Annotated in this window: 6 protein-coding genes; 1 reads left to right on the top strand and 5 read right to left on the bottom strand. The window is 56.0% G+C overall.

Annotated elements, in window-relative coordinates:
* Positions 1 to 17 precede the first annotated feature (17 nt).
* Positions 18 to 3,185 (top strand): hypothetical protein, encoded by a 3,168-nt coding sequence (locus WG78_RS18385; RefSeq protein ID WP_152969290.1) that lies wholly within the window; start codon positions 18 to 20, stop codon positions 3,183 to 3,185.
* Between the two features lie 53 nt (positions 3,186 to 3,238).
* Here WG78_RS18385 and WG78_RS18390 read toward each other — a convergent pair whose 3' ends face one another.
* From WG78_RS18390 to WG78_RS18410, 5 genes are all read right to left on the bottom strand, one after another.
* Positions 3,239 to 4,351, bottom strand: a complete 1,113-nt coding sequence (locus tag WG78_RS18390; RefSeq protein WP_236692077.1) for a glycosyltransferase family 4 protein — start codon at positions 4,349 to 4,351, stop codon at positions 3,239 to 3,241.
* A 50-nt stretch (positions 4,352 to 4,401) separates the two neighbouring features.
* On the bottom strand, positions 4,402 to 5,223 hold the full coding sequence (locus WG78_RS18395; RefSeq protein ID WP_053939302.1) for a glycosyltransferase family protein: 822 nt from the start codon (positions 5,221 to 5,223) through the stop codon (positions 4,402 to 4,404).
* Complete coding sequence (locus WG78_RS18400) at positions 5,220 to 6,098, bottom strand: glycosyltransferase family 2 protein (RefSeq protein WP_053939303.1); 879 nt, start codon at positions 6,096 to 6,098, stop codon at positions 5,220 to 5,222. Before WG78_RS18400 ends, WG78_RS18395 begins: the two co-directional genes overlap by 4 nt.
* A 123-nt stretch (positions 6,099 to 6,221) precedes the next feature.
* Positions 6,222 to 8,069, bottom strand: a complete 1,848-nt coding sequence (locus WG78_RS18405; RefSeq protein WP_152969291.1) for a hypothetical protein — start codon at positions 8,067 to 8,069, stop codon at positions 6,222 to 6,224.
* 5 nt (positions 8,070 to 8,074) lie between these two features.
* The gene (locus WG78_RS18410; protein ID WP_053939305.1) at positions 8,075 to 12,019 is read right to left on the bottom strand and encodes a glycosyltransferase family 2 protein; all 3,945 of its coding nucleotides are present in this window, start codon (positions 12,017 to 12,019) and stop codon (positions 8,075 to 8,077) included.
* Between the last annotated feature and the right edge of the window lie 3 nt (positions 12,020 to 12,022).

Genomic DNA, 12,022 nt, shown 5'->3' on the forward strand with positions numbered 1-12,022 from the left:
CCTTACCGAAAAGAATCATGATCCGATCCTATTTGCCTGTAGAACGTCTGGGGCTAGCCGCGGCGTGTATCTCCATTTGCGCAATGGTACTCACCATCATCTTTGGTATACATATTGCGCCGACTTATCCCGATTTTATCGCGGGGTATCCTGGCTGGTCGGCCACCGGCAAATGGCAGGATCTCGCCGCAGGGCCCGCGTTTATTCTGGCGTTGGTGATGTCGGCGGCCGGTCTGGGACGGCGGATCATCATCGAACGCGAAGGTGATTTGCCAAGCCCGGAACGGGAGGCATTCAGTCGACAACTGTTGTACTGGAGCTTGCCCGCCTTGATGGGGGCGTTGTTGTTGGTGGGCCACCCTGAAACCGACTCTCGACTGTTTTATCTGTCCGGCATCAGCGTCATGGTGGTCAGCTTTATTGCCCGGCAGTCCAGTGAGACCAACGGACTGAGCCCCGCAGAGTCCGGTATGGCGCTGGTTTGTGTGTGGGGGCTGGCCCTCAGCCCCTTCTCGGTGCATCTGGCCGCTACCCGTTTTTTCCTGCGTGATTTCGCTTCAGAGAAGACTGCTGTGCACGCAGCGGGGCTGCTTCTGTTATGCGGCATGATGGCTTTAGTCTTTCTCGGTCGCTACCGTCCCGTTATCGTACGGCGGCTCTTACCGTTGGCTCTGCTGGTTACCCAATTGACGCTATCACTGTTTTTTCTGGTGTTATTGCCTGCGGGGTTGATTGATCCGTCTGGCACGTTGCGTCATTACCCGGTTACGCCTGCGCTTTATATCGCGGTAGGTGCGGTAACGCTGGCTGCTTTGGTTGATGTGATCCGCCGTTATTTGCGCAGCGCTCCGGCTGGAACCGAGGCGTCGCTGTACCCGCTGGTCTCGCCTTGGTCGTTGCTTGCCTTGCTGATGGCGTTGCATGTGGGCCATACGCAGCCTCCGATCGTCAGCGCCGACGACTACCATTTTGGTGAGATTTTGCTGAGCTGGTGGTCGTGGCTTAACGGAGCCCAGCCCTACACACAATACATTCCAGCCCACGGCATTATCGATGACTATTCGACCGGGTTTGTGTCATGGCTGTTTCTGGGGGGCGATGCGGGCACATTCAGCGAAGGCACGCGTCTGGCTTACGCTGTCATGGCCATCCCGACCTTCTTTGCCTTGCGCCGTACTACTTCCAGCACCTTGCTATCCTTCATGGCGCTCTATGCATTTGAAGGACGCCTTGTCTGGCTGTTCTTTACGCTGTTCCTGGCGCTCTGGTTCGACCAGGCGCTTTGGAGACGTCCAGGGCGCTGGTTAATCGTCTGGTGCTACAGCGTCCCTGTTCTGCTATTGGGTGTGCCTGCGCAAGGCGCATTGTTAATCGCTGCCGCCACGCCAACCGCGCTGCTTGCCGTGTGGCGCTGGTGGCATTCGCCCGCGCGGCAAGACTGGAAGCAGGGCGCGCTGGCGCTCGCAGTTCTGCTAGCGCTACTGCTGGCTACGCCAGCGGCTTCCATGATCCTGCAGGGGCTTATCTACCTGCGTGAAAATGGACCCATTAACCAACTGGCCTATGGCATTGGCTGGGCATTGTCGTGGACGACGCCCGCAGCACGTTCCGTGCTGATGTATGACCTGGCCCGTATGTCGTGGATGCCGGTGGCCGCTTTTTGCGCTTACGCGGTTTTTTGCAGCATGCGGCGTCGACCATTTCCTGGGGTTAGCCTGCGAGTAGCCGCGCTAGGCCTGATTTTTTGCCTGTTAATGATTCCGTACACCATGGGGCGCATTGATCCTGTCGGCACGTCACGCACTGGCGTGGTCTCGCTTTTTTGCTGGACCCTGCTACTGCCCATCATGTGCCATGCCTGCGGTCCGCGGATAGCCAATGTCAAAGCGCTTTTGTTACTGCTCATGGCGTTGGCTGGCGGGTTACTGGGGTCGCCACCCGCAGAGTTGAGTAATCTGCGCAGCGTTGCCCACGCCAATATCCAGACGCCTCCCATGCGCGACGTGGCCGCGGCGGGGTTGCCGCGTTTGGGCATGGGCTACTTCTATGACGATCACTGGCGTCGCCTTGTGTCGGTGGCACATATTCTCAACACCGAACTACCACCGCGCTCGCCCTACCTGGATCTGACTTCGCGCAACGGGCTATATTTTTATACAGACCGGCCGCCTCTGCTACCAGTCACCGCAGCGTATAACATGGCGCCGCTGTCACAACAGCAAAAAGCAGTGGATATTGTTTCCCGCAAGCGCCCCGCGCTGGCGCTGCTCGAAGTGGACAACATAGTGCATGACGGCGGTGGCCTTGCCCTGCGCGCACCCGTTTTGTACCGCTACGCGATGCAGCATTACACCCCTGAAATGAATGACGGTTATGTCATTGGTCATCTGGACAGCTGGACTAAACCAGCCCGGTTGTTGGCCTACGCACAAGACGCGCTGATAGACGCACGCTGGGATCATGGTGTCGACCGTAACGCGCCGATGATTGCGGTCTCCGATCATAATTCGCTGCCCTTGCTGCAACCCGGCGACGAGGTGACTTTGGCCAGCGGCGAGCGCAGGGCCATCAGATCTCTTAACCTTGCTGAGAATATTGTCACGTTGACGGGCACGCAACTAAAGGCAGCTGAGGGCCGCGTCCTGACAATAGCTATTCCGCCAGCGCGTACCGCGCAATACCGGACTGCACTGCAGGAACGTGCTTTCGCCATTCATGATTTGCAAATGCTGCCGGCAGCATGGGGCCGCTCCTGGGCCAGCCTGCAACGACGGACGACCGATGAGCGGCCAATCGCGCCGTCGCCGGTTGACACCCACGACATACGGGCGGCGGGGGGGGTATGGCAGATTGCCGGTCCCGATCCACAGCTGGTTTTTGATATCTCTTCGCTGAAAACGTCAGGCGCCGCGCGCGGCATGCTGCATTTTGATTTTGAATGCCTTTCCGCAAGCAGCACGCCACGCATACAGATTTTTTGGTGGGGAGACGCGGAAGGCGGCGCGAGTGAGGCGCACAGCCTGGTATTTACGGCGGGCGACTCAAAAGGAGCGATGGCTGTACCGCTGGATTCACAGCCGAGTTGGTGGAATTTAAAGCAGGTCAGCCGCCTGCGTATCGACCTTGATACGGCAGGTGCATGTGGGGCAATAGTGGTGAAAAACCTGACATTGTCGCAGCGCTGAGCAAACACCCCCGTCACCTGATTCAGTGACGGGGCGATACGCTCACAGCCAACTTAACGGTGGCGCTTGCGACTGGTACGGCTACGCACCACCAACCACCGCGGAGCTCGAAACCGGATAATGCAGCGATACAACCAGAGATAAGCAAAGACAAACAACAGCGCGGAACATTGCAGCGCCCACGTGTTGTTCCATAGTAATACCGCCGGGATAACGCCCAGCGAAGACAACAGCCACAAGTACGGTGAAGTCATCGAATTACGAAATACCTTGTGCCGGGGATCGGGACTTCCCACGGTCCAGCGCATCAAGCGCTTGTACACAAGCTGGTGCAGATGTGCAGCGTCGGGCAAGCCTGGATTCGATTGCCGGGAAACCCTTCGCATCATGGTAAAAACGGTTTCGACTACCGGATAACTAACCAGCAAAAAAGCGAACCATGGCGAAACCTGGGGATTACGGGCTACCAACAGCACAACCAGGGCACCGATCCAGAAGCCCAGAAGGTAAGCGCCACCATCGCCCAGGAAGATCAGGCCGCGCGGCCAATTCCAGAACAAAAAGCCGAGGCATGCGCCAATGCCGGCGACCGCCATGGCCCAAACCAGATGGTCCGACAGTATGAAGGCAACGTAACCGATGCCCGCAAGCATGATGGCCGCTACGGCAGCGGACAGACCGTTGTATCCATCGATGAAATTAAGGGCGTTGGTAACACCCGCCAGCGCGACCACAGTAATTATGAAGGAGCAGGCCGGTATAGCGAGCACGGGATCAATAAACGGGACATCCATTCGCAACACTCGCACGCCAAGAAAACACCAGGCTAGCGCCGCCGACAACACAATGCTCGCCATGCGTATCAGCACGCCACCACGCTTGCTGATGTCTTCAAACAAGCCACTGGCAAAGGCAGGCAAGGCGACTGCAAGCATTTGAAGAAAGTAAGGGTGCTCCGCTTTCCCACGGAACCAGAGCACCCCCCAACAGGCAACGAGCGCAATGGCGATGGCAATCCCGCCGACGCGCGGCACAGGTTGGACGTGGAATTTTTGCACGCCCCCCATGTCCGAATCGGCGCTGAAGCGGGCGTGAAGATGACTGCTGCGGACCAGCCACATTGAGGCTAGAAAGGCGACCGCAAACGAAAAGACGATTGGAAGCACGCGATGTGTTCTTTATGGCTGCAATTTATAAGGCCTATTATGACTCGATTCTATAGTCCGAGGTCATGTTCGGCGCGCTTGTTACGTATACGCCTGTAAGTATCGCTGAACCAACCCCAGCGATTGAAATACCGGATAGCAGACATGATGTGGTATGCAAGCAAGCGCGGGTTGCGGTAAGAACCCTTGGCATAATCATGAACCGCCGTTGCGTCGGGGAAGTAGCAAGTACTCCATTGCATGCCAATCCGCCTGCAAAGGTCGGTATCTTCCAGATACATAAAGTAGCGAGGGTCAAACCCCCCGCAATGTTGCAAAGCATCCCGGCGCAGCAACATAAAACAGCCCGACAACACCGGGATGTCCGCAGGGCTTGCGTAAGACCAATATCGCAGTTCATATCGATCGCGCAGCTTGCGTTTCAGTGCGCAATCCGGCAAAAAACGTCTGAACAAAAGGTCCAAAGGCGTCGGCAGTAGTTTACACAAATGTTGCAGTCGACCATCCGGATACTCAATGCGTGGCATTAATTGCCCCACCTCGGGGTGTGTATCAAGGTATTCGAGCATGCGTAGCATGCTGCCAGCATCAAAGCTGATGTCCGGATTAACGACTAAGTGATATGGGGTATCGACGTCACGCAACGCCGACAGAGCCAGGTTGTGGCCTTTGCCATAGCCATGATTGACGCCCGTGCACAGATATTGCCAACCTTGACGATTAACGTAATCGCGCAATTGGGTGTCATTGCCGTTATCCACCACGCAAATAGCGGCATATGCAAGTGCGGTCAGAGAGGTAAACAAAGGATTCAACTGCATCAGCGGTGTGCGGTATACAACCACCGAAATGCTCAAACGGATTTCACTCATGGGGCTCGCCCGGTTTTACCGCGCAACCCGTCCCACAGCCCGCGCAGCATCATGTACGCGTGGCGCCGACGCTGTCGGGTAAAGATCGCATAAACCACAAATCGCAAGGGCAGTTTATAAAGCTCAATCCATTTCCATTCGCGTGGAATGTAGGCACGCTTCATCAATGCAATGCAATTGCGAAAATAATAATAATGTCGCAGCGGTGAATGTAGCGGATACGATCGCCCGAACACTTTAACGGGTTCATCGCCCAGCGAGTGTTGCATCGTAACCGCTGGCCAGCCGTAGCTGCGCCAGCCCTGCGCCCGGGCGCGCAACCCCCACTCGATATCGACAAAGTCGATGAACAAGCGCTCATCCATTGGCCCGATCTGCTGCCAGGCCCGTGATGGAATACACGTGCCCGAAGTGATCAGATAATCAGCTTCGATCAGTGCCTCACCTTGCGCGGGATGTCGCACAATCCTGCCGCCGACCAACTGAATAAATGGCGCGCGCTGTTGCAAGCGGCGATCAAAATAGGCCGGGCCGATTTGCGCCACCGGCTCTCCATCCAAGGCCTGCAATTGTGCGACGACACCATTAACCATGGCGGCCTCTGGCTCACTATCCTGATCAAACAGAAAAAGATAGTCACAACCTTGAGCCAGCAGCCGTGCAACGCCTTGGTTGAGTGCGGCGGCCACGCCGAGGTTTCGCCCGTTGGCAATCAAGTCAACATGCGCATATCGGTTGGACAACGTCTGTAACGCCGCAGGGCATTGCGCCGAATTATCGACGACAGCGACAGCGCCAAATAACTCTTGCCACTTTTCAATGCCGCTGAGGGCAGCCTCGTCCGGATGATAGGTAACTACGACGGCACCTATCATGACGCAACCCGCTCGAAGCCTCGCCGACCCGCATCGATGCGGATAGCGGGGCGTGGAAAACGAACATGGTATTTCAGCAAATCCGGTAATCCTGATTGATGCATATAGACATGGGGCGCCCGGTCAGGCCGACAGGCGCCTGTATGCCGCTGGCCACATATCCCGTTTGGCACGCGCGCCTTCGTGTGGAAACGACTCCGGGCTGGCGATGCAGATGTGATAATTAGCTGTGCTAGCCCAGTTATCGAAATTATTGATCCATCCAAGCGACGCGGCCAGGAAATGCGGGGGATCGAGAATAATATTCACAAACAGATGCGCTAGTTCTTCCGCCGTCGCATCGACGTCCAGCGTATTCAACAGCTGACGAGCCTTGCGATAGCCCGCCAATGATCCAGCATTGATCCGGGCGACGACTTGTTCAATGTCGTAATTGATTCCGCGGCACTGATCTTTGACCACTTTCACCGGCAGCACCGTGCGTTCCCCGAAATGCGCACCCGCATCAAAACCGATCGTGGCGCCTTCGGGTGCGGAGAAGAACATTTCGATCGGCACCCGGTTGTCGTAAACCTGAGCTAGCCAAGCCGGATCACACAAACTGGGGTCGAGCAATGCCTTCATCTGCAGGCGCGCCGCGCGGGCCCGCCGCGACGGGGTATCCGCGAGACAAAAGTAATACCCGATTACCTCGACATCAAACATTGATTTGACCGCGGTTTCGAACGCGTCTTGCGTTGTGCCGCTCCAGCCTATATCGACAAAGCCCAGCCGCATGCCATCGCGAATTCCCATTTCAAGCAGATAACGATATAGGCCAGCGCGCGTGTCATAGGCGTGGCGCACAATTAGCTTTTTATGCAGACGCAAAAGATGGCGTACGTGTTCGTGCAATTCCGCCGTGATAACAATGTCACGCGTCAAACCAGCAGCAAATACGGCTTCGTCAGAGGGCAGAGGTAGACCGATACGGGCAAAATAATCGTCCACCGAAAAATAATCGCTTCCCGAAATCAGGAACTCGAGGTGAGCCTCAAAATTGTGTTCATTAATCTGTGCCAGCGTGTAGGCGACGCGGGAGCCATGCATATAGGCAAAAGGCACGTCGACCGGCTCATCGGCAAAAACCTGGTTCAGCAAATGGCCATCGCGTGATACAAGGCAAAGCAGGTCCGGCGTATCTTCAGTGCAGACCGAGCGTAACCATTGCGAAAACGCCAACAACCCCACCGCACCGCAATAAGTGCCAGCGCCTTCAAGCGGGTCGGTGCCACGATGTTGTTTGACTTCAAGCCTCAACAGCTCTTCAAGTACGGAGGTAACCGGCGTTTTTGCAAGATGGCGGTGTTTGATATCGACAGGGCAATAATGCACGCCGGTCAGCCCGCGGCTTTGGGCCCGCTGCACGTCGGAGATGTAATTGTCCCCGATATGGGCAATATCGCCGGTTTCGACGCCAAGCGTCGTTGCAACCTGCAAATACAGTTCGCCCGTGTCGCGTTTGGTGGCATTGCTATCGCTAGAGACAAAAACCCGCTCTGGCTGGAGGCCAAAATCCTTGCAAAGCGCAGCGATGAAATCGCCGGGCAAATACATGTCCGAAATAACAACTACCCGTTTACCCGCAGCGACCGCGTATTGAAACAACGCGCAAGCGGCAGCACTGGGTCGCGTTAGCGCACGCTCAAACGCCAACTCAGACGCAAACAGTTCATCACGGTTATAACCAGGAATCTGCATTCCATCATAAATGTCTGCCAGCGTGATTTCCTTGCGGCCGCTTGCCAACATGCGCTGAAATGCCACCCCCTGTGCCTGCTGACGTATGCGCCGGAAATCCGCAATGCCGTGCTGCAAACCGACCAGATCAAATACGACTTCCGGCTCGGGCATGATCCGGTAGCACAAAGTGTCATAAAAATCGAAAGATATGATTTTGTGATTGTCTATTTGTTCTTTGATTTGAAGCACGGAAATTACCAGTTGGTCAGAAATTCACCGCTGTTCGGGTGCAAATTCGGGTTGTAAAACGGATCGCGTCCAAATAATTGTGGATGATTGCGATAGAGGATTTTCTTTTCTCCGTGTAAGCGTTTTAGCTTGGCTGGATCAATGTCATCAAGCCCGCGGCTTACAGATTCATAATGATACAATCGGGCCGCCTGCGCGACCACGTTAAAATAGCCCGCTGCGTATAACTTGAAACATAAGTCGACATCGTTATACCCAATCGCTAACGACTCATTAAAGCCGCCGACGCGTTGGAATTTATCGCGGGACACGAGAAGGCAAGCCGCGGTAACGGCCAGCCAGTTATAGTCGAGCAATGAACGACCAAAGTAATACGGGTGAGACGGATCGCGGTCATAGAATGCATGCCCAGGTCCATCAGCCAGATTCACCACGCCACAGTGCTGCAAAGTGCCATGTTCAAACAATAGCCGGGCACCCACCGCGCCCACATGGGGCAATTGCGCAAAGCCCAACATGCGCTCAAGCCAATCTCCTTCAATGACCTCGGTGTCATTATTTAAAAACAGCAGATAATCGCCAGTGGCTGCAGCGACGCCTTTATTATTGATTGCTGAAAAATTGAACGGTCCCGCGGCGTCTACAATACGCGCCATGCTCTCGCGTTCAAGCTGGCTGAAGCAAGCCAGGCTTTCAGCTTCTTCACTGCCGTTGTCGACCACAATAATTTCGTAATTCAGGTATGTGGTCTTGCTGACGATCGAGTCGATACAACGCCGTAGATAATCGATCTTGTCGCGTGTAGGAATAATGATCGATACCTTCGGATTGCCATCGACTGCGTATTTGATTCGATATTGGCCCGGCATCTGCGGCACCGGCTCCAGTTCGCCGCGCAAGCCACGGCGCGCCAATGCATCCAGTTTAGCCTTGCGCAGCGAATCGATCGCGTAAGGCTTTGCCTCGGCGCTGGCGGCGATCGAGCCCGAGTGTATCCGCCAGTGATAAAGCACTTCCGGAATATGCGCGACGCCGTGCCAGACCTCGCTCATACGCAGCACCAGATCGTAGTCCTGCGCGCCCTCATAGCCCACGCGAAACCCGCCGACGCGCTCGAACAACGCGCGGCTGAAACATGAGAGATGACAGGTATACATGATGCTCATGAAGGCATCAGGTGACCACGCGGGTTTGAAGAACGGTTCGCTGAACCGCCCCGCCTCGTCGATTTTGTCCTCGTCCGAATAAATGTATTCGGCTCCCGTTGCCGCAATACACTTAGCCATCTTGTAGAGCGCGTCGGGCGTGTACAGATCGTCGTGATCCAGCAGGGCGATATAGTCGCCAGTGGCCAAGGCGGCGGCCGCATTTGAAGCGGCCGAGATTCCGCCATTGGTGGTCTGAAAAGCGACCTTGATTCGCGGATCGGTGATTGATTGCAGGTAACGGCGAGTCTTTTCATCGCTGCTAAAGTCATCGGCGATGCAAAGCTCCCAATGGGGATACCACTGCGCCTGGACCGACTCGATCATCGCCTGTAGCTGGCGTAAATCAGTGTTGTAGGTCGGCGTAACCACCGAAAATAACGGCGCCGCGGCCATGTTGGCGATTTCTGCGGCAATGTCACTCGTGAACGCGGGATCACGATAATGCCAGGCAGTGGGCAAAGAGCCTTTTTGCACCGGGGGAGCCATAACATTCGCAAGATCGGCAGGCAAGCGGCGATAGAGGCGCAATTTAAGGCCATGTAACCCTTCATGACGCAGTACCGACAATACGCGACGAAATGCTGCCGCCGGGCCGCCCTGCCGTTTGATCATGCGTGGCATGGCGCGCGCGCCTCTGCGAGCGGCGCCAACATACAAGGCCACCCGGCCCTTGCGCAGCGGCGAGGCGCCTCCGAAAGCAGCGCCCACCCACCGTACCGGCGCTGCCACACGCCAACTGGTGGAACTGCGCAAGGCGGCTATCTCGTGCCGCAACGCGTTAACCTCGCCCACCAGATCGCTGGCACTGGCCTCACGCTCGCTTAACAATCTGTTTTGTTCGCCAAGGCGCTGCGACATGACCTCTTTTTCCTTCTTGAAGCGTGCCAACAGGCCTTCGCTTTCTGCAATTTTTTTCAGCTGCCCCTTGCTGGCCAGCATGAGTTTTTCACGCTCGGATTCCAGCAACTGGCAACGCAGGCTGGCTTCGGCAATCGCTGTCATCATCGCGCGGCTGTTATGGCGCAACACGCCGATGCCTGCCTTGGCGTACACGGCACGCAATGTCACCGGAGCAGACGCAGCCGCCAACGTAGCCGAATCGATTGAGGGAAAAATCTGCGGATCGTCGTTATCGCATTGCAATAACAAACCGCGCTGCTCCAGCGCGGGCACACTGACAATATTGACCAATGCGCCCAGCCCGTACTCCGTCCCGTCCCAACGCCAAATTACATTGCCCGCCGCATCGTCAAGCCGTAGCTCGCTCAGCATCAGCATCTCGGGCTGTGCTACCGGGTCCAGCCGCAGCGCAGTCAAAGGCACGGAGGGTAGCTGGAATTCAATCACCGACGGTTCGGTACCCCATTGCCCAAAATGGCGCAGGCAATTGAGTTCGTTGAAGCTCTCCTGGGTGGTCGCAAAATACAGCGCTGCAAAAAAATAGCCTTTTGGCAATTTATTGGTGCTTGATTTTGGTGACGACCAACCCGTGCGGCTAGCGGTTTGGTAATGAGCCAGCACAGCCCCGTCATCCATGCACGCGCTTGCCAAGCTGGCGTTGTACTGTTCAAACGATGCCGCGCGCACATGCGTCAACCAGGCCAGCAGCCTGCGTGGTTGCAGCAGCAGCGCCGAGGGAAGATGAAAGCGGGTCAGTATCCACGCCAGCACATTTTCCTTTTGCTCCGGCCAGGGCGCATCTGCAGCGGTTAGCAAGGTGGCAATGTCGTGGCCATCCCCAGCGGCATCGAGATGGCTATGTCCCAACACTACCAGCGGCTTGCGCCACAACATGGCTTGCAGACCCACGCTGGAGCTGACCGAAACCACGCCATGCACAAAGGGCATCAAGTAATGCGACGTTCCGTATACCACGCGGAACATCGGGTGCCAGACAAAATTGGGATAACGCACCGTCAGGTAGTCGATTACCTCAGGGCGCAGGATTTCGTATTCAGGATGCTCGCAAACCACGACCGCAACGTGCGGAGGCGTGGCTTCCAGCACATTGATCAACAAATCGTACTGATCTTTGAACGTGGCATTGGCGTCGTAAGCATAAAAGTTGGAAAACTGCAGCGGTAACAGAATTGCCGAGGAGAATTGCGCAATGGTCTCCCCGACATACGCGTAAACCGGGTTGCTCTGATCAGCCCGCGCAGTGCAATACCGCTCGCGAATCAGGGCGACAACCTGCTCGGCATCTTTCGAAGGTTTGATATTCTGGATTTCATCCGCAAACCGCCCCAGCATCCCAGCAGAAAACATCCCGCATGGATCGAGGTAGATGGTTTCAGGAAACGGAGGCCGCGAAATCATTCCGAGTTCGAAATGAAACGTTTGTGCATGGGGAAACGCAGTCGCGAGAAAAGGCGCTGGCGAAAACGTGATGCAGATATCCGGAACAAAATCCCCGAGCTTGCCAGCAATCAAGTGTGCCATGGAAGCGAGGACCGGCGCGTCGTTCAAGCCCAGATACCAGCGCGAGGCAGCGTCCAGCGCGTTGGCCCCAAACGCCGGGATCAACTCGGATTGGCCAATTGTCACCACCCTGCCTTGCCCCAGCACCTGACGCGCAGTCACTCCGAGCGCGCTACCGGTAACACAGGCAAATTCATGCACCTGGGCATCGTCCGCGCCCAGAGAAGACACCATGCGGTGCATGAAATCAAGGAGCCATCCTTTTTTCCAGAGCGGATTATCGCGCTCAACCAACGGCTCCACATAAAACAGGATATTCATTAC

Origin of the sequence: Amantichitinum ursilacus (assembly GCF_001294205.1) — a bacterium.
Taxonomy (GTDB): domain Bacteria; phylum Pseudomonadota; class Gammaproteobacteria; order Burkholderiales; family Chitinibacteraceae; genus Amantichitinum; species Amantichitinum ursilacus.

Excerpts from the sequence above, each read along its gene's own strand:
- WG78_RS18385 (WP_152969290.1), top strand. The coding sequence starts at position 18 with ATGATCCGATCCTATTTGCCTGTAGAACGTCTGGGGCTAGCCGCGGCG.
- WG78_RS18410 (WP_053939305.1), bottom strand. The coding sequence starts at position 12,019 with ATGAATATCCTGTTTTATGTGGAGCCGTTGGTTGAGCGCGATAATCCG.
- WG78_RS18400 (WP_053939303.1), bottom strand. The coding sequence starts at position 6,098 with ATGATAGGTGCCGTCGTAGTTACCTATCATCCGGACGAGGCTGCCCTC.
- WG78_RS18395 (WP_053939302.1), bottom strand. The coding sequence starts at position 5,223 with ATGAGTGAAATCCGTTTGAGCATTTCGGTGGTTGTATACCGCACACCG.